The sequence below is a fragment of the Flammeovirga aprica JL-4 genome (assembly GCF_012844305.1).
GTDB lineage: Bacteria > Bacteroidota > Bacteroidia > Cytophagales > Flammeovirgaceae > Flammeovirga > Flammeovirga aprica.
The window spans coordinates 116026-137930 of sequence record NZ_JABANE010000008.1 but is presented as its reverse complement, the minus strand read 5'-3'; the positions used below and the strand labels follow the sequence as shown (position 1 = coordinate 137930).

Annotated in this window: 21 protein-coding genes and 5 tRNA genes; 14 read left to right on the top strand and 12 right to left on the bottom strand. The window is 36.1% G+C overall.

The features are described from left to right. From HHU12_RS04685 to HHU12_RS04670, 4 genes are all read right to left on the bottom strand, one after another. Window positions 1-389 (bottom strand): transposase (locus HHU12_RS04685; protein WP_205959778.1); only part of this gene is annotated, 389 nt, incomplete at its 3' end. Between the two features lie 122 nt (window positions 390-511). Continuing rightward, window positions 512-1384 (bottom strand): class II fructose-bisphosphate aldolase, encoded by an 873-nt coding sequence (locus HHU12_RS04680; protein ID WP_169655465.1) that lies wholly within the window; start codon window positions 1382-1384, stop codon window positions 512-514. A gap of 67 nt (window positions 1385-1451) precedes the next feature. Beyond that, the gene (locus HHU12_RS04675; RefSeq protein ID WP_169655463.1) at window positions 1452-2960 is read right to left on the bottom strand and encodes an L-fucose/L-arabinose isomerase family protein; all 1509 of its coding nucleotides are present in this window, start codon (window positions 2958-2960) and stop codon (window positions 1452-1454) included. 56 nt (window positions 2961-3016) lie between these two features. Next, the gene (locus HHU12_RS04670; RefSeq protein WP_169655461.1) at window positions 3017-3922 is read right to left on the bottom strand and encodes a carbohydrate kinase family protein; all 906 of its coding nucleotides are present in this window, start codon (window positions 3920-3922) and stop codon (window positions 3017-3019) included. 174 nt (window positions 3923-4096) lie between these two features. Between HHU12_RS04670 and HHU12_RS04665 the strand changes: the two genes are divergently transcribed. After that, complete coding sequence (locus tag HHU12_RS04665; protein ID WP_169655459.1) at window positions 4097-4960, top strand: AraC family transcriptional regulator; 864 nt, start codon at window positions 4097-4099, stop codon at window positions 4958-4960. 427 nt (window positions 4961-5387) lie between these two features. Here the strand turns inward: HHU12_RS04665 and HHU12_RS04660 are convergent. The 5 genes from HHU12_RS04660 to HHU12_RS04640 form a co-directional block, all read right to left on the bottom strand. After that, a tRNA-Gly gene (locus HHU12_RS04660) sits at window positions 5388-5460 on the bottom strand. A 221-nt stretch (window positions 5461-5681) separates the two neighbouring features. Further along, window positions 5682-5754 (bottom strand) — tRNA-Gly (locus HHU12_RS04655). A 17-nt stretch (window positions 5755-5771) separates the two neighbouring features. Then, a tRNA-Tyr gene (locus tag HHU12_RS04650) sits at window positions 5772-5852 on the bottom strand. A 19-nt stretch (window positions 5853-5871) separates the two neighbouring features. Beyond that, a tRNA-Tyr gene (locus HHU12_RS04645) sits at window positions 5872-5952 on the bottom strand. A 170-nt stretch (window positions 5953-6122) separates the two neighbouring features. Further along, window positions 6123-6731: a hypothetical protein gene (locus tag HHU12_RS04640; protein ID WP_169655457.1), complete on the bottom strand. Its 609-nt coding sequence runs from the start codon at window positions 6729-6731 to the stop codon at window positions 6123-6125. A gap of 216 nt (window positions 6732-6947) precedes the next feature. Here HHU12_RS04640 and HHU12_RS04635 point away from each other — a divergent pair. The 7 genes from HHU12_RS04635 (at window position 6948) to rplL (ending at window position 10159) form a co-directional block, all read left to right on the top strand. After that, a tRNA-Trp gene (locus tag HHU12_RS04635) sits at window positions 6948-7020 on the top strand. Window positions 7021-7133: 113 nt separating this feature from the next. After that, window positions 7134-7325, top strand: coding sequence for a preprotein translocase subunit SecE (secE, locus tag HHU12_RS04630; protein WP_044202165.1), 192 nt, complete (start codon window positions 7134-7136; stop codon window positions 7323-7325). A 60-nt stretch (window positions 7326-7385) separates the two neighbouring features. Beyond that, window positions 7386-7958, top strand: a complete 573-nt coding sequence (gene nusG, locus HHU12_RS04625) for a transcription termination/antitermination protein NusG (RefSeq protein WP_044202166.1) — start codon at window positions 7386-7388, stop codon at window positions 7956-7958. Between the two features lies 1 nt (window position 7959). Beyond that, a complete protein-coding gene (rplK, locus tag HHU12_RS04620; RefSeq protein WP_044202167.1) occupies window positions 7960-8403 on the top strand; it encodes a 50S ribosomal protein L11 in 444 nt (147 codons plus the stop codon). Window positions 8404-8430: 27 nt separating this feature from the next. Further along, entirely contained in the window at window positions 8431-9123 is a 693-nt protein-coding gene (gene rplA / locus HHU12_RS04615; protein ID WP_205959777.1) for a 50S ribosomal protein L1, read from the top strand. Between the two features lie 2 nt (window positions 9124-9125). Continuing rightward, window positions 9126-9671: a 50S ribosomal protein L10 gene (rplJ, locus tag HHU12_RS04610; RefSeq protein WP_062620378.1), complete on the top strand. Its 546-nt coding sequence runs from the start codon at window positions 9126-9128 to the stop codon at window positions 9669-9671. Window positions 9672-9781: 110 nt separating this feature from the next. Further along, the gene (gene rplL / locus HHU12_RS04605) at window positions 9782-10159 is read left to right on the top strand and encodes a 50S ribosomal protein L7/L12 (RefSeq protein WP_169655455.1); all 378 of its coding nucleotides are present in this window, start codon (window positions 9782-9784) and stop codon (window positions 10157-10159) included. 69 nt (window positions 10160-10228) lie between these two features. Here rplL and HHU12_RS04600 read toward each other — a convergent pair whose 3' ends face one another. From HHU12_RS04600 to HHU12_RS04590, 3 genes are all read right to left on the bottom strand, one after another. After that, entirely contained in the window at window positions 10229-11386 is a 1158-nt protein-coding gene (locus HHU12_RS04600; RefSeq protein WP_169655453.1) for a hypothetical protein, read from the bottom strand. Between the two features lie 162 nt (window positions 11387-11548). Next, on the bottom strand, window positions 11549-12622 hold the full coding sequence (locus HHU12_RS04595) for a DUF1573 domain-containing protein (RefSeq protein WP_169655451.1): 1074 nt from the start codon (window positions 12620-12622) through the stop codon (window positions 11549-11551). A 485-nt stretch (window positions 12623-13107) separates the two neighbouring features. Beyond that, window positions 13108-15537: a glycoside hydrolase family 31 protein gene (locus HHU12_RS04590; protein ID WP_169655449.1), complete on the bottom strand. Its 2430-nt coding sequence runs from the start codon at window positions 15535-15537 to the stop codon at window positions 13108-13110. 179 nt (window positions 15538-15716) lie between these two features. On the opposite strand from HHU12_RS04590, the gene HHU12_RS04585 reads away from it, so the two are divergent. From HHU12_RS04585 to HHU12_RS04560, 6 genes are all read left to right on the top strand, one after another. Next, on the top strand, window positions 15717-16652 hold the full coding sequence (locus tag HHU12_RS04585; protein ID WP_169655447.1) for an NAD(P)-dependent oxidoreductase: 936 nt from the start codon (window positions 15717-15719) through the stop codon (window positions 16650-16652). Between the two features lie 291 nt (window positions 16653-16943). Next, a complete protein-coding gene (locus HHU12_RS04580; RefSeq protein ID WP_169655472.1) occupies window positions 16944-17738 on the top strand; it encodes an RNA ligase family protein in 795 nt (264 codons plus the stop codon). Further along, entirely contained in the window at window positions 17722-18870 is a 1149-nt protein-coding gene (locus tag HHU12_RS04575; RefSeq protein WP_169655445.1) for an AAA family ATPase, read from the top strand. The genes HHU12_RS04580 and HHU12_RS04575 overlap by 17 nt, the downstream gene beginning before the upstream one ends. A gap of 4 nt (window positions 18871-18874) precedes the next feature. Beyond that, on the top strand, window positions 18875-19672 hold the full coding sequence (locus HHU12_RS04570) for a class I SAM-dependent methyltransferase (protein WP_169655443.1): 798 nt from the start codon (window positions 18875-18877) through the stop codon (window positions 19670-19672). An 82-nt stretch (window positions 19673-19754) separates the two neighbouring features. Continuing rightward, window positions 19755-20828 carry an MFS transporter gene (locus HHU12_RS04565; protein WP_169655441.1) on the top strand — a complete coding sequence of 358 codons (1074 nt, stop codon included), beginning with the start codon at window positions 19755-19757 and terminating at the stop codon, window positions 20826-20828. A gap of 200 nt (window positions 20829-21028) precedes the next feature. Continuing rightward, on the top strand, window positions 21029-21877 hold the full coding sequence (locus HHU12_RS04560; RefSeq protein WP_169655439.1) for a hypothetical protein: 849 nt from the start codon (window positions 21029-21031) through the stop codon (window positions 21875-21877). The last annotated feature ends 28 nt before the right edge of the window (window positions 21878-21905 follow it).

Sequence of the window (21905 nt, the reverse complement as noted above, 5' to 3'; positions counted from 1 at the left end):
GGTGAAGAGTTTTTTCTTATGTCGATTTTATATTCTTTTTCTGCCAAGTCAATCATCATATCAAAAATGATCGCTTTATGATCTGCTCTTTCAGCTTCTGCTTCTAATCTATTGATTTTCTTTTTGGCGACCTCCAACTCTAGTTTAAGTTCCAACAGTTCTTGTTCAGGTGTTTTCTTTTTCATGGCACTGACTTTATGGTTCCAGTCAAAGTTACCATATTTTTGTAACCAAACCTTTACAGTTCTATTACCCTGTATTCCATATTTACGTGTAGCACCTTTTAAACTTAATTGACCACTTTCAACTTCTGAAACAATTTGAAGTTTTAAGGACATTGAATAATCCTTCTGAGTTCTTTTAACGTATTGACTTTTATTATTTTCCATAATAACGATTGTTTTAGTGTATCGTTATTTCAGGACTTCACATTACATAAAGGAAAAGGACACCTCTAATTAGGTATCCTTTTCCTTTGTATTTTAATTATAAAAGAGTATTTGTTTTTGTATCAAACTGACAATTCATACTCAAAATTCACTGCTTTCAATCGATCTACTACCACATCTTTAATTAATGGCACTACTTCATTCATAATAAATGGAGGGTAAGCATTTTCACCCGCTTCATTCATACGTTTTAATGCTTCTTGCATATAAGTGGTATGGACGATTGTACCGATATTAATTTTGCTCATACCCATTGAAATGGATTTCTGAATGTCTTTATCTGGAATTCCTGTTCCTCCGTGCAGTACTAACGGAGCTGGAATCGCATCTGCTATTTCTCCTAATCTTCCGAAATGAATCTTTGGTTCTTGAGGTGTAAAGCCATGTGCTGTTCCTATTCCAACAGCTACAATATCAGGATTCGCTTCTTTATATAATTGTGTCACATCGGCAACGGAGGCTAAAAAATCATCATCTGATTTTACTTCTACTCCCCTTCCTAAAATTTTTCCAATTTCAGCTTCAACTACAACATTGGCTGATTTTGCATACTCCACCACTTCCTTCGTCATTTTGATGTTTTCTTCCAAAGGTTGCTGAGAGCCGTCGATCATCACCGAATCATAACCTGCATCAATAGCCGCTTTACATTGATCTACAGAAGTACTGTGATCCAAATGAAGGAATACTTTATTGTGAGCATTCAATCTCATACCTTCCACCATTTTGGCAAAAACCTGAGGAGTGATCAAATCCGCTACAGGTGGATAAGTCATGACCATTACATGCGTATTCATTTCATTTGCAGCCTCTACTACAGCTTTTAGGTCATAATTGTCATTGACATTGAAAGCGGCTAAACATCTTTCTGATTTTCTATAAGCTTTAAAAAGCTCGTGCAATGATGAAAATTGTTCTGAAAATTTCTTTTCCATAATTATAAGATGATAAGTGGCCATGCTTTATTTAAGCATGACCATTTGATAGATGAAATGAAGTGTTCTACAGACTATGACCGTACAAGTGGTCAAGATTTTTAGGAATATCAATCTGACTTACATCAAGCCAGTGATCTAATGTTTCTAATTCTTTTAGGAAATGTCCTCTGCCAATGATCCAGTGATGATCACAACCATTATTCAATACAGCTGACAATACATCCTTCGCTTCATAAACTTCAGGCTTCACTTCTGCATAACTACCTCTGAAGGCCATTTCTGAAGAAAGAATTTCCCCTTCGAAGTTGAATACTCTTGCTCCGTCAGGATATTGGTATTTTGCGATGGTTACTGGACCTGTTTTCTGTAAGAACTCCAGTAACATTCCCATACTGCTTTCGATGCTATAATTTTCAAGAATGCTGTGATTTCTCACTTCAAAACCAGTTTCCTCGTTGATTAACTTAGTAGGTGCTCCTCCACAATGCCAGAAACCTATTCTGTCATTTCCATTATCAATCAATGATAAATCTACTAATGTAGGTATGCTTTCCATCAGCGTCACTTGATTCATCACAACCATTGTCAATAAAGCACCCATATCTGATTCATCTGCTACTGGAATCCCGATATCTTGAATCAATGCTCCTGCTCCATCACCAGCGATTCCATAATGATCAAATAATTCTGGCCAGTTTTTCAGACCTATTCCTATATAATTTTGTTGACGGCTAAAATCTGCCACTGCTAATGACAAACGGATCGATTTATTGATTTGCTCAGGCGTCACATTATTAAACTTGCAAAGCGGGTGGAGAAGAAGTGCTTCTCTAATTTCATCGATATCCTCTTCCTTAAACTTCTGCCCGTGCTTCCAAATCGTTTCAAAATCTACTCTGTCTACGATCAAACCATAGCGTTCCAACAATGCAATTTCATTCAATTCACAATCATAGAAACCTGGTACTCTAAACCCACCGATCATACCAATCATTCTTTGATTCATCGATGCTTTAGCATAAGCCGCTTTCGCAAATGGCATTACTCTTTCTGACAAACGATCGGACTCAGGATGTTCAAAAAGCCAAGAATATTTCACATTGCTTGAGCTTAAAATATTCAACAGGAAGTTCTGACCACACAAACGATTATTGACTAATCTACCACCTGTCGCTTCATCATGCGACCAGCTTAATACAGGTATAGCATGTTGTTTCAGCCATCTTGCCAATGTAGCTGCCAAGTCACCTGCGATATAAGAACCTTGATAAATCACCAATGCATCTATTCCTTCTTTTTCTACAGACTGCAACCAATCCAGCATTTCCTCTTTTGTTTGCAAAGGTCCTTTTGAGCTTGAAAGTTGAAAGAAGTCCTCAGGTAAAGCTTTTTGAAGGTTTGTTTGTGCTACTTTATAATTCTTTTTGATAGAAGCCCAGTCAAAATGTTCTTCTAGCCCGATGCCCACCAATCCTACTTTGGCTACATATTGTGGTTTTGCGGGTTGGATTAGTTTTTCAAATAAATGACTTACAACGCCTTGTTCTACTGGGTTTGATGCTACTGTTTCCATTGATTTCTTTGATTAAATGTGTTATTATTTATAGAGTAATTGATAATATATCTACATCATGCTGTTGTTTCGATTGAAGGAAGGTTTTCTTCCATATCTTGTCTTGAAGGGAATGAAGTTCGCCCTCCAAATACTTTTGCTACTTGAGAAGCGAAGAAACTGCCATAATTCATTCTTTCTCTTAATGGCATTCCTTGCAGCACTGCAGAAGCATATGCCGCATGAAAGGCATCTCCACAACCAGTTGTATCTACAACCTCTACCTTATAGGCAGGTTGATGCACAATAATTTCCTCTTCTAAAGCGTAAGAACCGTTTGCTCCATCCGTCACGACTACTTGCCCTTCGGTTAATTTGGAAAGTGCCTTTACACAGTCTTCAATTTTCTCTGTCTGGGCAAGTTTTTGAGCACATGTAAGAGGTAAGATCGAATGTGTTGCCAGTACTAACATTTCTTTCATTGTCGCTTCCTCACCTGCTTCCATATCCAATACCGTTGTAATTCCTTTTTGCTTTGCAAGTTTTAAGAGATGAAGATTAATTTCGGTATCATATCCATCTACAAGAATCAGCTTTGTATCACTTAGCCATTCTTCTTTAAAATCTGCCGGACTGAATGAAGAGTAATTGTCCATTGAATAAAGGACTGTTCGCTCTCCTTTATCGTCCACCTGAACAATAGCTATTGCAGGCGTTGCATTTTCTTTTGATACAAACAGCGTGTCCACAACACCATGCCTTTTCAGCTCTGCTCTTGCTATATCACTCAGCGTATTCTCACCAAAATATCCTAAAAAACCGATCTCATGACCCAATGCTGCTATACCGCTTGCCGCATTTCCTGCAGGAGCACCACCTTGCACAATGATCTTCTCACACTCTGTTTTTTCGCCGTAAGGAACCTCATTTGGTACGGCAACTAATAAATCGACTACATTAAGTCCACTACATATCACTTCCATACTTTCTTGCTTTAGTTTAAAGTAACCAGAGAAAACCGCTTCACTTTATGACTGATTACTAACACAAAAGTATGGTGTGATTATTACGTTTAATAAATTCAATATTTTACGTTTTATGTACTATATTGTCCAATAACTACTAAAACAGAAGAACAACTAACAACATAGCGTAAAATGAGAGCAAAACTAGAAGTTATTCCTAAGCAACTTGATCATTCTATCCATACATTTATCTATGATAATGTCCGATTTAATTCGCCTTGGCATTATCATGAAGAGCTTGAACTGACTTATGTATTAAAAAGTAATGGGATACGATATATAGGCAACAGCATTCAGCAGTTTCAAGCAGGTGATTTGGTATTAATTGGCTCCTCACTCCCTCATGCATGGAAAAATGCGGGAAATTATAATCAAGGAGCCTCCTCTGTGTATGTACAATGGAAAGCAGAGCAATTCAATGCAAAGATCACAGGCATTAAAGAGTTTATGAAAGTGGGGAAAATGCTGGAAAAAGCCAGAGCAGGTATCGTATTTAGAAAGTCTATGATGACGGAAAATATTGGACAGATGCTTTTGGCTTTACATAAGTCTTCAGAAATGCCTAGAATGATACTGTTTTTACAAATACTGCATCAGCTCACAGAACTGAAAGACTATCAAATCTTATCTGAGCCTATTGAAACCTTCATTTCGCAAAAAATAGACAGCAGAGTAGATAAAATTATCCATCATATAGAAGACCATTATCAAACACCCATACAAGTCATAGAAGTTGCTGAACTGAGCTGTATGACGAAGTCCTCCTTTTGTAAGTTTTTCAAAAAAAGATTCAATAAAACATTCACTCAATACTTAAATGAGTTTAGGATACATATAATATGTCAGGAATTGCAAGATAGTATTCAACCTGTGACACAGATTGCGATGGATTGTGGGTATGAAAACATGTCGTACTTCCATCGTCAGTTTAAACAAGTCATTGGCATGACCCCTGCTCAATACAGAAAAAAGATAATAGCAATTAGTGATGGGTAAGCTAAATGATCGTCAACTTTTAATCTACACTTCTACAAGTTTTCTAGGCTCTTCTTTCAAGCTTCCTTCTTCTTCATTTTTATCTTAACACAAAAACGAAGCAAAAAAGTCAAGGCTTTGAAGTCAAAAGCTAAATTCCATTTCTTCCACCTAAATGATTTTAAACTCGCTAAAGCTCGAACAAGAAAATCATTTTTAACGGCTCAATACATGAAATTCTTAACGCTTTTCCCTTCAAGGCCGAGGGAGTACTACCAAACTAAAATGGTAGAAAGTTCACTGGTGCGAATGTTAAACGTTCATGTAATTAGTTTTCTAGATATCTTCAGAAATCCCCTGATTTCTAAAGGTCCAAATATTCAAAAACTTGGTTACGATATAAAAGGTATAAAATGCAAAAAGGTCAATCATTTCTGATTGACCTTTGAGCGGATGACGAGGCTCGAACCCGCGACCTACAGCTTGGAAGGCTGTCGCTCTACCAACTGAGCTACATCCGCATTATTTATTTTGGTGACACAAATATAATCACCTGAAATTGGAAATTCCCAATAAAAACCAATATTTCCTTTGGTAAAATCTTTAACTGACTGTACTTCTAGGATTAAAAAACAATATACATTCAGTATAAATGAAATCAACACCTATGGAATAAGGCAGCCCAAAAAAGATACAAAGGCTTTAAAACGCAAAAAGGTCAACCATTTCTGATTGACCTTTGAGCGGATGACGAGGCTCGAACCCGCGACCTACAGCTTGGAAGGCTGTCGCTCTACCAACTGAGCTACATCCGCAAGATAAAATAAAAGTGTGGGAGGGGCAGGATTCGAACCTGCGAAGCCGAAGCAACGGATTTACAGTCCGTCCCATTTGACCGCTCTGGAACCTTCCCAATTAAGTAATTCTGATAGTGGGAGGGGCAGGATTCGAACCTGCGAAGCCGAAGCAACGGATTTACAGTCCGTCCCATTTGACCGCTCTGGAACCTTCCCAGATGCCCTCAATTACTTAATTCTTACACTATGTTTTATCTTTTTGTCGTGACCGTTTGTCCCGATTGCGATGCAAAAGTAGAGGAAGTTTTTTTATCTGCAAAATAAAAAATGAACTTTTTCGATAAACAATTGTAAACTATTTGACAGACAATATTTTAAAAGTTGAATTATTTTAAAATAAAATTTCGAACAAAGGTTCTATCCTTCAATTTTGCCCTGATTACATAATTTCCTTTTCCGAAAGTATCCAAGATATATTGCGTTTTCAACTTCCCATTTTTCAATTCTATGCTCGCATTATAGAGATCTTCGAACTCATCTTCGTTCTTAATGGAGATTTGCACCTCACTATCTTGAGCAAAAAAACCATCGATCTGTAAAGTATCTTTTTCAACTTTTACATTGAAGTAAGGTCTTTTGTATTCTGTACTATGATACACTTTTAAAGTTGGACCTTCTGACTTATTGAAAATCTCACCTGAAATAGCTTTTCCATCCAAAGCAAATTGGAAATGATAAATGCCATTTGGAAGATTGCTTAATGCATAATTACGTCTTAGTTCTCCCTTCTCTCTAAACACCTCCCAAAATACGGTCTTCTTAGTTACCTTTTCAGACATCTGAAAAAATGAATCTTCACCAGAGGTAGCATGTGCTTTTATGGCAAGTATTCCATCTATCAATTTCAACTGATCCGACAAACTGCTTATATCCTGTGCTAATAGAAGTGGTGATGAGAAAAAAAATACACTTAGATAGAAAAAAATTTTGATCATGTCATTTTAATTAAAAACGGGGTAAAAAGAGGTCAAACTAGCCATTTTTGCCTCGGTTTATGGGGTGCAATATACAGAATTAGTCCTAAGTAGCTGTATATTAATATGAATTAAGAAAAAATTTCCCCTACAAATTTGTTATTTCTATTCAGATATCTACCTTTGCATCTCGGAAATTCAAGGTACTTCTGTAAAGTACTGAAAATTAACGGATAAACGGGTGTAGCTCAGTTGGTAGAGTTACGGTCTCCAAAACCGCAGGTCGTGGGTTCGAATCCTACCACCCGTGCAAATTCAAAAAGAACTGTTATATTTAGCCGTTCAACTGATTTTAAACATTTACATAAGCAAAAGTTGTTATAAACAAGGCAACTTTTTTTATGGATAAAATTCGAAAGAATTATGAATAAATTAATGCAATTTTTTAAAGAGTCATACACTGAGATGACAGACAACGTAACTTGGTTGTCATTCAAAGAAGCTCAAGATAGCTCTGTATTAGTTTTAGTGGCATCATTGGTGTTCGCTTTAGTAATCGGAGGTGTTGATTTCGGATTCAACGAATTATTAACATTATTCTATAACGCATTCTAATAAGAAGCGTGGAAATTGTATTTTTAGTTAAGAAACCTCAACAGATAAAACTAAATAACGATGGGTGAGCTTAAATGGTATGTAGTTAGAGCTGTAAGTGGCCAAGAGAAGAAAGTGAAAGATTATCTACTGAAAGAATTAGAGAATCAAAATCTTCAGAACTTTATCACGGAAGTATTAGTACCAACTGAGAAAGTTTATCAGGCAAGAAAGCAGAGAGACGGTAAGGTTAAGAAAATTGCTGTCGAGAAAAACTTATTACCAGGGTATGTTATCGTACAAGCTGATTTATCCAATGGTGAGGTTCAACACACGATTAATAGCGTTCCGGGTGTTATAGGTTTTCTGAATGCGGATTCAAAAGATCCGTCAGTGCTTCCAAAACCTATGAGAGAATCTGAAATCAATCAGATCCTTGGCAAAGTCGATGAGTCGGACGAAGGCGAAGTTAAACATGATACGTCTTACTCTGTCGGCGAAACAGTACGCGTTATGGATGGTCCATTCTCTGGATTCTCCGGAAGCGTAGAGGAAGTCTTCGAAGAGAAGAAAAAACTCAATGTCATGGTGAAGATTTTTGGCAGAAATGCACCAGTGGAACTCGATTATAAACAAGTAGAAAAAGAAGAATAACATGGCAAAAGAAATCGAAGGTTTCCTGAAGCTTCAAATTAAAGGTGGAGCAGCCAATCCGTCGCCGCCAGTAGGTCCTGCGTTAGGTTCGAAGGGTTTGAACATTATGGATTTCTGTAAACAGTTCAACGCTCGTACTCAAGACAAAGGAGGGCAATTATTGCCTGTATTAATTACAATTTTCAAAGACAAGTCTTTTGATTTCGTAATTAAAACTCCTCCAGCGGCTAATTTGATCATGGATGCGGCAAAAATTAAAAAAGGTTCATCAGAGCCTAACCGTAAGAAAGTAGCGTCAGTTACTTGGGATCAATTAAGAACGATTGCAGAGACAAAATTACCAGACTTAAACTGTTCTACAGTTGAATCAGGTATGAAAATGGTTGCGGGTACAGCTCGTAGCATGGGTGTAACAGTAGAGGGAACAGCTCCTTGGGAAGCTTAATTTCTACAAGTAAAATAGTTTTTAATCATGGCAGTATCAAAGAAAATGAAAGAGGCTCTATCAAAATACGATAGAACTCAAGAATACACGCTGGAGAAAGCTACTGAGCTTGTGAAAGAAATCTCTTTCGAGAAGTTCGACGCTTCTGTAGACTTAGACGTGCGTTTAGGTGTTGACCCACGTAAAGCGGATCAAATGGTTCGTGGCGTGGTAACTCTTCCTCACGGTGTAGGTAAAGAAGTAAGAGTTCTTGCTCTAGTTACTCCAGACAAAGAAGAAGAAGCAAAAGCAGCAGGTGCTGACTACGCTGGTTTAGACGAATTCATCAAGAAAATCGAAGGTGGATGGACTGATATCGACGTAATCATCACTATGCCAACTGTAATGGCTAAAGTAGGTCGTTTAGGTAGAGTTTTAGGTCCTCGTGGTCTAATGCCAAACCCTAAAGCGGGTACAGTAACATTAGAAGTAGGTAAAGCTGTAAAAGAAGTAAAGGCAGGTAAAATCGACTTTAAAGTTGACAAAACTGGTATCATTCATACTTCAGTTGGTAAAACATCATTTACTGCTGAACAATTGAAAGAAAACGCAGCGGAATTAATCGCTACGTTATCCAAGTTGAAGCCTTCTTCAGCAAAAGGTACATATTTTAAGAGCGTAACGATTTCTTCAACTATGGGCCCTGGTGTCAAAGTTGAAAAGGGATCAATCGATAGCTAATTATGACAAAAGATCAAAAGGTACAACTCGTTGAGGAGTTAAGCCAAAAATTGGCAGCTTGTGATTACTTCTACATCGTAAACAGTGCTACTATGACTGTTGATGAAGTAAACAAGTTCCGTAAGGCTTGCTTTGCATCGGGTATCGAATATCAAGTAGTCAAGAACACGCTAATTGCGAAAGCTCTTGACAAATTAGAATCAGATACTGATTACTCTGAGCTTAAAGATAATGCTCTTAAAGGTATGTCAGGTATCATGTTCTCAGCAGAATCTGGTGCAGCTCCTGCGAAAGTTCTTAAGGACTATCAAAAGGATATGCCAAAAGATCGTAAAATCCCAGCATTGAAGGCAGCTTCAATCGACGGTGGTTTATACGTTGGTGAGCAACACTTAGAAGCTTTAACAGCTGTAAAATCGAAAGCAGAACTTATTGGAGATATCGTTGGATTACTTCAATCACCTGCTAAGAATGTTGTTAGCGCTTTACAATCTTCAGGTCAGACATTATCTGGTCTATTGAAGACTTTAGAGGAGAAAGGAGAGTAATATACTCCTTCCTAACAAAACCTCTTGCAATGACAGCGTAAATACTACGGCTGATTGCAAAACATATTATTTAATTTGATTTAAAAAACACGTTTTAATTTTATACAAAAATGGCAGATTTGAAAAAATTCGCAGAAGAGTTAGTTAACTTAACAGTTAAAGATGTACAAGAGCTTGCTGAGATCTTGAAAGAAGAGCATGGTATCGAGCCAGCTGCTGCTGCTGCTCCAGTAATGGTTGCAGGTGGTGCTGAAGGTGGTGCTGCTGCTGAAGAGAAAACTGAATTCGACGTGATCTTAAAATCAGCTGGTGCTGCTAAATTGAAAGTAGTTAAGGCTCTTAAGTCAGCTGCTGGTTTAGGTCTTAAAGAAGCTAAAGAATTAGCTGATTCTGCTCCTGCTCCAATCAAAGAAGGTATCTCTAAAGAAGAAGCTGAAGCGTTGAAAGATGCTCTTGCTGCTGAAGGTGCTGAAATCGAAATCAAATAATTTTAGTTTATAACTAAATTTATCGATTATAGATAAAAAGAGTGAATCTTTCGGGATTCACTCTTTTTTTTATTTCAATATTTTAAACGAATACTTTTCTTTTCCATAGGAGATCAAAAGTATATTTATTCCTTTGGAGAATAATTGATTTGACAATAAATCTCCATTCAATGCTGCACAATCCATTACTTTACCATCAGGGTAAACAATCATCATTTTCTTACTGTTACTTTTTTCGTTTCTATATAATATCTGAATATCCTGGCCTGAACTGATTGAGTTTGTACTTATCATTACTTTAGGAAGGGTTGAACTATTCTGACTATCCAAAACTAATGTTTCAAATACTTCCTTTTGTCCATCAAAATCAATTTGATGTAGTTGATAATAAGTTCTTCCTGCTCTAGTTGGGCTAGGGTCTAACCATTGATAATGATGTGTGACATGACTGTTCCCCTGCCCTTCCACATTACCTATCAGTTCCCATTCCTTTAAATCTATAGATCTGTAAACCTCAAATACCCTATTGTTCTGTTCAGAAGCTGTACTCCACTGAATTAATGCATTGCCATCATCATAAGACACACTCAATGAAATAAGTGTTACCGGCAAATACACATCACAAAAACTTCCTGATTTTGTAGAGCAACTTCCTCCTATATTGATATAAGGGGTATTAAAAACACTTGGTGTATTATGTTGATCATCAAAATCTCCACCTACTATAAAAGAAGTTGCATCGCCGCCGATTTCAAATTGTCCGCTTCCGATATTAGACCTTAAAAAATCACCCTGTACATTTAAGCTTCCTCCATCTTTCACAAATAAATTTCCATTGTCTAATTGGAAATTAGCTTCTACCTCTAGTTCTCCATACACTTTCATCTCTACATTATTACTAGCCATGATTACACCACCTAGTACCGAAAGGGCACCATTGGATTGTATTTGTAAGAAGCCATCATCTTCAAAGGTAAGATAGACATTGATATTATCACTTTTGAGATCATAATTAAGGATTAGCCTAGCGTTTGAAGAAAGAATAATTTCATCATTATTAGTGGGTGAACCACTTCCTCCTGCTATCGTCACCCAGTTGCCATTGTTCTGCCAATCTTCGAGTGTATTAATGGTTATTTCGCCATTGGGTTTGTACTGTTCTGCATTTAGATAATTGTAGAGAGTTGTCAGTAATAATACAAATAGAATAGTTGTTGTTTTCATCATTTAATAGTTTCCTCATTATTTCATTTCAAGAACTTAAAGTTGACAAAGAAAAAACTCAAAATCGTCCCATTCGATAAACACAACTAGTACCACAAAAAAATGGCACTAAAAAAGCAACTCCATTGACAGAGTTGCTTCCCTAAAACTGATGCTTTATATTCCTTACTTCACTACGTTTGCTTTCACCGTAATGATCGTAACTGGATCAATAGGATCATTTGTAAACAACGTAAATGATCTTGTTTCTTTACCTGTTCTTGGTGTTTCCAAATACCTGATATTGATGTTCACAGTTTCAAATGTCTGTACTTCTTCTGATTCAATACTCAGCAGTTCCAACCCATGATTGGTTTCCACTTTTAATATTTTCAATGGTACTTCACCTGTGTTCATTACAGATAACGTAACTATCTTCTTTCCATCATTTTTTACATTACCTAGATTCATATAGGTGCTTGATAATCCCATTTTAGGTTTTGGACCATCTCCCTCTGATTCTGGAAAATAAATTGATGCAGAAACAATACATTCAGAAGTCACGACCTCTTTATTTTGATTGACTAAATCTAGGTTAAAAGTATCTTGAGCGTAACCGTACTCCTCTCTTTCTTCTGGCTTAATAAATAAAGTAAATGAGCCTTCTGATTGAGGTTTGATTTCATACTCACTGCTATCAATCAATACACCTAAATAATCAGGTGTTACAGGTGGTTTTTCAAAACGTAAAGTATCACTTGTTTCATTATAGAAGTATACTTTCTTAGAAGCTAAACCTTGAGCGGTCAATAAACCAAAACTTACTTTTTTATGTGCCCATTTGATTCCTTGCTCTCCATAAGGGTAAATCTTGTCTTTCGATAAAGAGGATGGACGAATAAACCCTGCCAATTTCACTTTGTACTCTTGACCGTTATCGTTGAGTTTGACAGTAAATGATTTATTGAATGGACCTGGTTTGTAAGGAACATACTGAACATCTATAGTATTCTTTTGTCCTTTTTTTAATTCTTTGGTAGGATAAGAAGCTAAAAGGCAAGAACAATCTGCTGTGACTGTATCAATACTGATAGCACTGGATAACACTTCAAAAGGGAATGAATAAGTGACGGTGTCTGGATAAGTGGATAGTTTCCCTAAAAACACACTGTCTTTTTCAAATTCAATGCTATTCTGAGCTATCAACTGCGTAGAAAAAAGGAGTATCACTCCTATAAAAAACGAAAGCTTCTTAATCATGAGATAGGGTTATTTCATAAAATTTAGAAGCTCAAATATAATTGATAAATGGAAATTAGAAGGTTAAAAAAGAAAGTTTCTATCCCAATATTTGAAAATTTATATAGCCAATAAAAAACCAAACTGTCAATGACCATATAGAAACTAAATAGTAGCTTTCTTTTGTGATTCTATAGCGTAAGAGAAATAATGCGGGTAACATGGAAATTATACCTCCAGATAATTCTAATGCATGTAACACTATGCTTGGAACTCTAGGAATAATTAATTTATAGTCTAAAAAGACAATGATTAAACTGACTAAATTAATTACGAATAAATATGTTACTAAAATCTCCATCACTTCTAATTTATATCAAAAAGCATTTTCTTCTTTTTATTAAACTGCTTTTGAAATAGAAATGATGGAGATGAATAGTTTTGTTAGGTTAAAAAAACGAAAAGAAATATACTCGTTCTTAAATTATATAATGGTATTTAAAATTCTACTTAGGATCCATGATATAGATTTTCTTTTCCTCTCCATCCCATTCTAGGGTTACATATAAAACATTGTTCTTTTTATCATATCCCATATCACATTTATCAGAAGGCTGATTTTTCTTGCCTATACCCACGCTTGGTATGCCTGATATATTATGTACTTCTAAAGTAATTTTTCTTTGTTCAGGAGCACCTTTATAACTTCCTTCTTGAGACAATGTGACTTCCATACCTTTTTTCGTCAATTCTGTCGCTACGGTGAGTAATTGATACTGCTTGTTATCAAGAGATGATCTTGATTTTCCATCATCGGCAAACATCACACGCTTATTTTCTTTTACCCCTGCATCTCTCCATATTTGGAATGTCAGTTCTTCAGAAGTATACTCATTAGTGGATTGTAACTTTTTACTTGCTAAAGGAATAATACTTCCTCCTTTTACAAATACTGGCAGGTCTTTTAATGGTGCATCAACCGTTACCCAATTTCCTCCTTCATACATTGTATTTGTCCATAAGTGATACCATGAATGCCCTTTGGGTAAATAGAGTTTTCTTTGTCTATCTCCTTCCTTAGTGATTGGAGCTACTAAATAAGCGTCACCCCACATATAAGTATCTGACAGGTTTTGTAATTCTTTATTACTATTCTCTTCTACAAAAAGAGGACGTAACAATGGCATTCCTGTTGTCGAGTTCTCATAAGCCAATGTATAGTTGTAAGGCAACATTTTATAGCGGTAATCAATGTATCGTTTTACAATATCGAAAGCTTCACCTTTATAATGAATGACTTCAGAAGGGATCATTTCTTGAGCGTGTGGCCTGTAAACAGGTTGGAAAACGCCGTACTGTAACCATCTGATGTAAAGTTCTGTTACTTCTTCCTGTGTTTTATCCCAGTTGACAAATCCTCCTAAATCAGAGTGCATATAGGGAACTCCACTCATACCCATGGTCATTGCTATTTGAGATTGTGGTGTCAATCCGCCAAATGTACGATTTACATCACCTGACCAAGGTATTAATCCATAACGCTGAGAACCTACATAACCGGAACGCATCAATACAAAAGGTCTTACTTCTGGAAAATCTTTGCGGTAACCATCGTGAATAATTTTAGCCCATTGATGACCATATACGTTGTGTACTTCATCTGCTGAACCATTGACATGCTGTAACTCTGAAGGATGAACTTCGGGTTCTCCTAAGTCACCCCACCATCCACTTACTCCTTGTTCCACTAAACCTTTGTAGATATTCCAAAACCACTCTTGTGCTTCTGGTTTGAAAACATCTACCAATCCAGTTTCTCCAAAGAAGAATTCATAGACATAAGGTTTGCCGAATTGGTCTGTTCCAAGTACTTGTTTTTCTACAGCGTCATCCCATTTAGAAGAAGAAGTCACAATAAAAGGTTCTGTGATCAGAATTGTATTTACATTTTCTTCTTTGAGCTTTTTCATCATCTGCTCAGGCTGTGGGAAAGACGGCTTATGCCAATCAAGGTTCCCCATTGTTCCTTTTATTTCTTCACCAAACCAATAGAGATCTAGAATAATAGCATCTAATGGCACTTCTTTTTCTCTGAATTCAGCCACTGTAGTTTCTACTTCTTTTTGATCATGATATCCAAACCTCGAAGCAAAATTACCAAACATCCAAAGTGGTGGAAGTGGTTGCTTACCTGTAAGGTCAGTCAGGTGATTCATCATGTCTTTGAAATCATTCCCAGCTATCACTACATAGCTTGATCTACCTCCAATCGTTTCAAAAGAAAGCTCGTCTACTTTGGTTTTTCCTACATCTATAAATCCAATTGGAGCATTATCATAAAGCAATGCGTAGTTCTTTGAGGAAACCATCAGAGGCATTCCATAATTCATTTGTGGTGCAAATTCCTCATTCGCATAAGCTGCTCTATTGTATAATGGAAGTCGGTGCCCTCTTCTATCTAGAGGTAAAGCTCTTTCTCCTGCACCATACAAAGCTTCGCCTTCTTGTATTTTAAATTTGAAACCTTTCAAAGTGTCTGCATCAAAGTACCCTCTACTCTCCTCTAAAAGTTTTTCTCCGTTATGATAATAGCTGATTTGAAGTGGTTTTTTATTTACTTTTACTGTCATTCCACCTTCTACGACGAAAGTTACAGATGTTCCTTCATCATTTGCTTTGACCATTAATTTATTTGGAGCCATGATGACTGCATCTGACAAAGGCAAAGTTTCAACTCCTTTAGGGTAAAACTGTGTCTCTATAATTTGCGTATCAAAAGGTCGGATGATGATTTGTCCATCATTAGTATTGACTTCCAGATTTTGCCCATCAATTTGATGAGAAATGTATTTTCGTTGCCCAAAAACGGTAACTGCCGATAAGGACAAAATGAAAAATAAGATGGTTTGGTAGATGATTTTTAATGGGCTTTTCATTATTGCTCCTAAATTTGATAATGTGAAAATGGATTTTTACAAAAGTAAAAGGAGATATTTACATTAAGTACTAAGCCAAAACTATTTATTACTAATTCTTAATTATATAACTATTTTTGGCTTAATACTTAAAATAAAGATGATCATAATCTAACATAATATACACTTAATAAAGTCCTATGACAAAAGTTTTAATCATAGATAAACTACATGAATCAATTTTTTCAATCTTTGATTCCGCTAATATTGAATATACTTACTCACCTGAAATAACACCTGCTGAAGTACCTGATAAAATAAAAGATTATAATGGGCTTGTACTTCGAAGTAAAATGAAAGTTGGCGTAGACCTGTTAGACCTTGCACCCAACTTGCGTTTTATTGCTAGAGCCGGAGCCGGTGTGGATGAAATAGATGAAGAGTATTTACAAAGACGTCAGATTACTTTGCTCAATGCTCCTGAAGGGAATATGGATGCTGTGGGTGAACATACCATTGCAATGTTGCTTTGTTTGATGAATTATCTTCATGTAGGAAATGATGAAGTACGTCAGAAGTTATGGCAAAGGGAAGAAAACCGTGGGCATGAGCTTTCAACTAGGACTGTTGGTATTATTGGTTATGGGCATATGGGACAGGCTTTCGCCAAACGTTTAATTGGTTTTGGGTGTAAAGTATTGGCTTTTGATAATGGTAAGGAAAATTATGGCGATGAATATGCTCAAGAGGCTACTTTAGAGCAAATACAAAATGAGGCTGATGTTTTGAGTTTTCATATTCCATTGACAAAGGAAAATAAGCATTTGGTTTCTCAAGACTATCTTGGTGGATTTAAGAAACCTATCTATATCATTAACCTTGCAAGAGGTGAAGTGATTCCTTTCTCAACCATTGAATGGGGATTGGATAATGGTAAAATACTTGCCGCTGGTTTGGATGTTTTGGAAAATGAGAAACTGAATACATTAACGCCAGAACAGGACCGTATTTTCAAGAAATTAAGCCAAGACAGCAGAGTACTTTTCACTCCACACGTGGGTGGATGGTCATTTGAATCGTATGAAAAGATCAGTACAGTATTAGGACGAAAAATTGTCAACTTACTAAGTAAGTAATTTAAAATTGATCTTTTTCACCTCAATCCCTTCATCATTAAGGCATTATATGGTGAAGGGATTTTTGTATCTGTATTTTTTTCATTACCATTGTACTCCAATCGAAATATTTTCAACTAAAACATATCTCACGATAAGAGCCATGTAATTGTTTTCTCAATACATTCCGTCAATTTTAACTGTCTTCCGAAGAAGAAGATGGGCTTTTTGTTATGCATTAAAATTGACTCTACAATTAAGAGAAAACCTTGTTTGCCAAAACAAGAAATTCAATTACTTCATATTAAAATCATGGCTTTTTCTAAAAAGTATAATAGGAGTCTGCAAGCTCATAGTAGCAAGGGCACGACCTCCGACGACCGCTTTATGCCGAAAGGTTACGTACAAGCGTTTGCTTCGTTGCGTCAACTTGTACTGACTGAAAAACTGGACGGACAAAATAACTGTCTTAGTGAATTGGGCGTCTTTGCTCGGTCGCATGCTGCCCCTTCTCAACTCCCTTGGGATAAACCATTAATCGAAAGGTGGCAATTAATCAAAAATCAACTGAAAGGTTTAGAAGTCTTTGGAGAGAATATGTACGGTGTTCATTCCATTGGTTATAAAAAGTTGTCATCCTTCTTTTATGTTTTTGCTATAAGAGAAAATGATCAGTGGCTTTCTTGGGAGGAAGTAAAATTCTATGCGGAAGTATTAGACTTTCCTACTGTCCCCGAAATTGAGATCACAAAACCACTTTCAGTCTTCACTTCATCCTATAGCAATGAGGAGGAAGCATTACAAAAATGGATTACAGACCAATTAGGTTGTTCTTGGGAAGAATATGTTGATACTGCCGGACAATTGGGTGGTTATGATATGCATTCTCTTCAACCTTGTTGTGAAGGTTTTGTGGTTAGAAATGCGGATTCATTCAATACAAACTCAGGTTTAGTGAATGTGGCCAGTAATGAATTCAGTGACCTCTTCAAATTGGTTAGAGAAAATCACGTTAAAACGGATCAGCACTGGGTCAAAAATTGGCAACCTGCCACTCTTCAAGATTATCAAACTTATCAATGGCACGCGTATGATTACTATAAATAAAAAATGGGAAATTCCTGGAGTTCAAATTGAATATCCTTTGGATTGGAATAGCATAGAAAAGGAATTTGATTGGTTAGAGGAATTAAAAAATATACCACAAGATGCTATTTGGCATCAAGAAGGAGATGTTTTCACACATACTAAAATGGTGGTGGAAGCTTTGCTGAAGATGGAAGATTTTAAGGATTTAGATTCTACTGCCCAATACATTCTCTTCCTGTCTACTTTATTTCATGATATAGAAAAAAGATCCACCACAACTCATGAAATCATAGACGGACAAGAAAGAATTGTTTCTCCTAATCACGCTAAAAAAGGAGCACATACGGTAAGGTCTATCCTATTCGAAAAGTATAATACACCTTTTGAGATCAGAGAGCATATTTCAAACCTTGTACGACTGCATGGTTTACCGCTTTGGGCAATTGATAGAGAAGATCCTACTAAAGAAGTGATCAAATCAAGCTTGATGACCAATAATAAATGGTTGAGTATGCTGGCAAGGTCTGACGTATTGGGTAGGATTTGTGAAGATAAAGAAGACATTCTTTACAAGATTTCTCTTTTTGATGAACTGTGCAAAGAGCAAGACTGCTGGGACAAACCCTATACTTTTGCTTCAAATTATGGACGCTTTCTGTATCTCAATAGATCGGATATCGCTCCTTTTTATCATCCTTTTGAAGATTTGAAGTTTGAAGTGATTGTGCTTTCAGGATTGCCCGGTGTGGGAAAAGATACTTTTATTCAAAAAAACTTAGAGGAATACCCTATGGTTTCTTTGGATAATATCCGCAGGGAAAATCAATTTGATCCTACGAATACGAAGCATAATGGCAAAGTCATTCAATTGGCAAAAGAGGAAGCGAAAGTCTTGTTAAGGAAAAAGGAACCTTTTGTCTTCAATGCCACCAATCTTACTTCTGATTTGAGACAGAAGTGGATCAGTCTCTTTGTGGATTATAAAGCAAAAGTGAGAATCATTTACTTAGAAAAACCTTTGAAAGAGATTCTTCAGCAAAACAATCAGAGACAGTGGGTGGTTCCGGAACAGGTGATTCTTAAACTCAGTAAGAAAATAGATATACCTCAGTATCATGAGGCACACGAAATAGATTACATAACACAATAAACAAATGGAATTTAAAAAAGAATTTGAAGCCAATAAAAAGCAATGGAATGCCAGAGTAGAAGGGCATGTAGCTTCAAAAATGTACGATGTAGAGGGTTTTATGAAAGGTGAAACTTCTCTGAAAAAAGTGGAACTCGCCGGTATTGGTGATGTAAAAGGAAAACGTATTCTTCATCTTCAATGTCACTTTGGGTTAGATACGTTGTCATTAGCTCGATTGGGAGCAGAGACTGTGGGGTTGGATATTTCTGATACCGCAATTGATAAAGCTAATGAACTGAGAAATGAACTTGGACTGAATGCTTCTTTTGTCTGTTCTAACCTTTATGATATCAGAGAACACCTTTCTACAGAAGAAAAGTTTGATATGGTATTTGTCTCTTATGGTGCCGTATGCTGGTTGCCTGACTTAAAAGAATGGGGAAATATCATTGATGATTATCTGAAAGAAGGTGGAGAGTTTTATATGGTGGAAATGCATCCTTATATCTATACTCTAAACTGGGACACCTTCAAACCTGAATACAATTACTTCAACAAAGAAGTGTATGAGGAAATGGTAGAAACAAGTTATGCAGGAGATACTCCTCTAAACATGCCGGAATATTTCTGGATTCACTCCTTACAGGAAATGATGGCTCCTTTTCTTTCTAAAGGCTATCAATTGAAGGCCTTCCAAGAACATAATTATCAGACGTATGACTGTTTTGATGATATGATTGACAGAGGTGAAGGAGAATATACTTTCAGAAAATTGGAAGTCGATATTCCTTATATGATTGAATTAAAATTCAAAAAGTAAGAAGATACATCTTTATATACCCTACTTAATTTCTATTTTTGAGTAGGGTATTTTTTATTTCTCACTAACTATTACATTTTTCATGGCTAATACTGCTCAAAAAGATACTATTAAATGGAATGAAGTAATCAGTCTCACTTGTCTAAATGTTGCAATTTTAATTAGTTGGATAGCTTACCAAGAATATCAGCCTCACTTATTACATAAATTTGGATTGGAACACCTCAGTGGTATTTTAGTTTATGCTAAAGCAATCATTGTTGTATTAGTACCTATCATTGCTGGTTTTATTGCCGATAAATTAATCGCTAAAAAGAACAATCACTTTTTTGTGTATATGATTGGAGTGAGTGCCACCTCCATGATTTTTATGATTGTAGCCACTATCATTGGGTTGGGACCTGAATCTTCATTTTCCTTATTTCTACCTGTCATGATTATTTTATGGCTGATTACAATGAATATTTTTATCAGTCCTGCCGCTTCTTATATCGAGATGTTTGCTCCCATCAATAAACTGCCTGTTGTTATGGGTGTGATCGTTTTGGTGATAAACATTGTAAATAGCTTAGAACCAATTGTGGTTGCCTTAATTAATTTCTTTGGAGATACACTAACATTTGTTGTTGGAGCAATTCTAATTTCAACGACGGGTTTTATTTTCAAAAAAGTGATGACCAAGGAAGTACTCAAAAAAGAAGAAAACCATCATTTGTCGACCACTAATAATTATTCCATTATCATCATCTCTGCTCTTTTATTGGGATTATGTAAAGCTTTTCTCTCTGAGTTTCTACCACAAACTAATACACTTTTGACTATATCAGGAGGAAATTTTGCCTTTATCATGCTTTCTGTTTCAGCTTTAATTGCCTTTTTACTCTGCTTTGTAATCGATATTAACCACTACAAGCCTTTCATTATTTTAAGTGCCTTTCTACTTTCTATAGGAGCTATCTCTCTAATTTACTTTCAAGGATACGCTTCTGTATTTATTTTCGGAAGTGTGGTCATTGCTTTCGGATATAGTATTTTACAAGTGCTGGGTTTACCTCTTACTATTTTGTATTCCCAAAAAAGACATCTCACCTTTAATGTTGGTTTGTTTATTGGAGTCAGTGAAATTGGTGATGGTCTCTTTGAAATTTTGCTCTAAAAGCTTGCTTGGAATATATATATTGAAGTGAAAATTTTCCCTTTCAGGCTGTAAAAAAATTAATAGACTCACCTTCTGAAAGGGCGTATTTTTACTAAAAGAGATATTTCATACATGCTTTAATGTTTTTTTTTAGCATCTCAAATTGATGTTTTATATTAGTGGCCATAAAGGCAAAACTCTCCACTAATTCACTCAGGATGAAAACTATACTTTTTACTTTCATAGGCTTTCTTTTTATCACTTCTACCAACGCTCAAGACCTTATTGTTACAATTAGTAATGATTCTATCAGTTGTAAAATTGATGAGATCTATAATGACCATATCTATTTCAATCTAGTGCATAAGAAGGAAATAAAATCATCTTTACTTCCACTCAACAGAGTTTCTTATTATGAATATGGCTTTTATAATCCCAAGAGCATTCCACAAAATGAAGTTGCTGAGGTAAAAAAGCTCCCAAAATTTCGTTTTGCGTTCAATGGTGGAATGTCCTATAGATTATCACCTGCAGACAATTCTTTAGGTCCACAATTGCAAAATCACTTTGAAGCCCTAAAGCTAGGTTATCTTCTGGGTGCCAATGCTTCTTTTTTCTTTAATGATATTTTTGGTGTTGGTGTTCGATACTCCTATACGAAAGCTTCTCATGAAGAACATTTTCCTGGAGGTGAAGTAATCAGTGATGTAGTGAAAATAAACTATGTCGGACCGAGTTTTGTCTCTCGTTTTAGAAATGGAGCAGACAATGCTTTTGTTTTAGGCGGTGGTTTTGGGTACATGAACTATGTAAACAACAATTCTATGACTGGCTATTACCCTATCAACATCAGCGGAGAAACATTAGGCTTAAACCTGTCTGCTTGTTATGATTTCAATGTTTCCTCAATATTATCTGTCGGTATTCAATTGGACTTGATATTAGGGTCCTTAACGACAGTTCAAGTAGAAGAAAATGGGAATGTACAAACTATTGAACTTCCAAACGGTGCTGCTGAAGGACTGGATAGAATAGATCTTACAATTGCATTAGTGCTTCATCAGTAAAATCAAAAAGGGTGCTTCCTCATAAGAA

What these genes read in the sequence shown, in the direction of transcription:
- HHU12_RS04680 (WP_169655465.1), bottom strand. Translation starts at nt 1,384, where the DNA reads ATGGAAAAGAAATTTTCAGAACAATTTTCATCATTGCACGAGCTTTTT.
- HHU12_RS04570 (WP_169655443.1), top strand. Translation starts at nt 18,875, where the DNA reads ATGGAATTTAAAAAAGAATTTGAAGCCAATAAAAAGCAATGGAATGCC.
- HHU12_RS04585 (WP_169655447.1), top strand. Translation starts at nt 15,717, where the DNA reads ATGACAAAAGTTTTAATCATAGATAAACTACATGAATCAATTTTTTCA.
- rplK (WP_044202167.1), top strand. Translation starts at nt 7,960, where the DNA reads ATGGCAAAAGAAATCGAAGGTTTCCTGAAGCTTCAAATTAAAGGTGGA.
- HHU12_RS04640 (WP_169655457.1), bottom strand. Translation starts at nt 6,731, where the DNA reads ATGATCAAAATTTTTTTCTATCTAAGTGTATTTTTTTTCTCATCACCA.
- rplJ (WP_062620378.1), top strand. Translation starts at nt 9,126, where the DNA reads ATGACAAAAGATCAAAAGGTACAACTCGTTGAGGAGTTAAGCCAAAAA.
- HHU12_RS04590 (WP_169655449.1), bottom strand. Translation starts at nt 15,537, where the DNA reads ATGAAAAGCCCATTAAAAATCATCTACCAAACCATCTTATTTTTCATT.
- HHU12_RS04600 (WP_169655453.1), bottom strand. Translation starts at nt 11,386, where the DNA reads ATGATGAAAACAACAACTATTCTATTTGTATTATTACTGACAACTCTC.
- HHU12_RS04565 (WP_169655441.1), top strand. Translation starts at nt 19,755, where the DNA reads ATGGCTAATACTGCTCAAAAAGATACTATTAAATGGAATGAAGTAATC.
- rplL (WP_169655455.1), top strand. Translation starts at nt 9,782, where the DNA reads ATGGCAGATTTGAAAAAATTCGCAGAAGAGTTAGTTAACTTAACAGTT.
- HHU12_RS04560 (WP_169655439.1), top strand. Translation starts at nt 21,029, where the DNA reads ATGAAAACTATACTTTTTACTTTCATAGGCTTTCTTTTTATCACTTCT.
- HHU12_RS04595 (WP_169655451.1), bottom strand. Translation starts at nt 12,622, where the DNA reads ATGATTAAGAAGCTTTCGTTTTTTATAGGAGTGATACTCCTTTTTTCT.
- HHU12_RS04575 (WP_169655445.1), top strand. Translation starts at nt 17,722, where the DNA reads ATGATTACTATAAATAAAAAATGGGAAATTCCTGGAGTTCAAATTGAA.
- nusG (WP_044202166.1), top strand. Translation starts at nt 7,386, where the DNA reads ATGGGTGAGCTTAAATGGTATGTAGTTAGAGCTGTAAGTGGCCAAGAG.
- HHU12_RS04665 (WP_169655459.1), top strand. Translation starts at nt 4,097, where the DNA reads ATGAGAGCAAAACTAGAAGTTATTCCTAAGCAACTTGATCATTCTATC.
- HHU12_RS04670 (WP_169655461.1), bottom strand. Translation starts at nt 3,922, where the DNA reads ATGGAAGTGATATGTAGTGGACTTAATGTAGTCGATTTATTAGTTGCC.
- HHU12_RS04675 (WP_169655463.1), bottom strand. Translation starts at nt 2,960, where the DNA reads ATGGAAACAGTAGCATCAAACCCAGTAGAACAAGGCGTTGTAAGTCAT.
- HHU12_RS04580 (WP_169655472.1), top strand. Translation starts at nt 16,944, where the DNA reads ATGGCTTTTTCTAAAAAGTATAATAGGAGTCTGCAAGCTCATAGTAGC.
- secE (WP_044202165.1), top strand. Translation starts at nt 7,134, where the DNA reads ATGAATAAATTAATGCAATTTTTTAAAGAGTCATACACTGAGATGACA.
- rplA (WP_205959777.1), top strand. Translation starts at nt 8,431, where the DNA reads ATGGCAGTATCAAAGAAAATGAAAGAGGCTCTATCAAAATACGATAGA.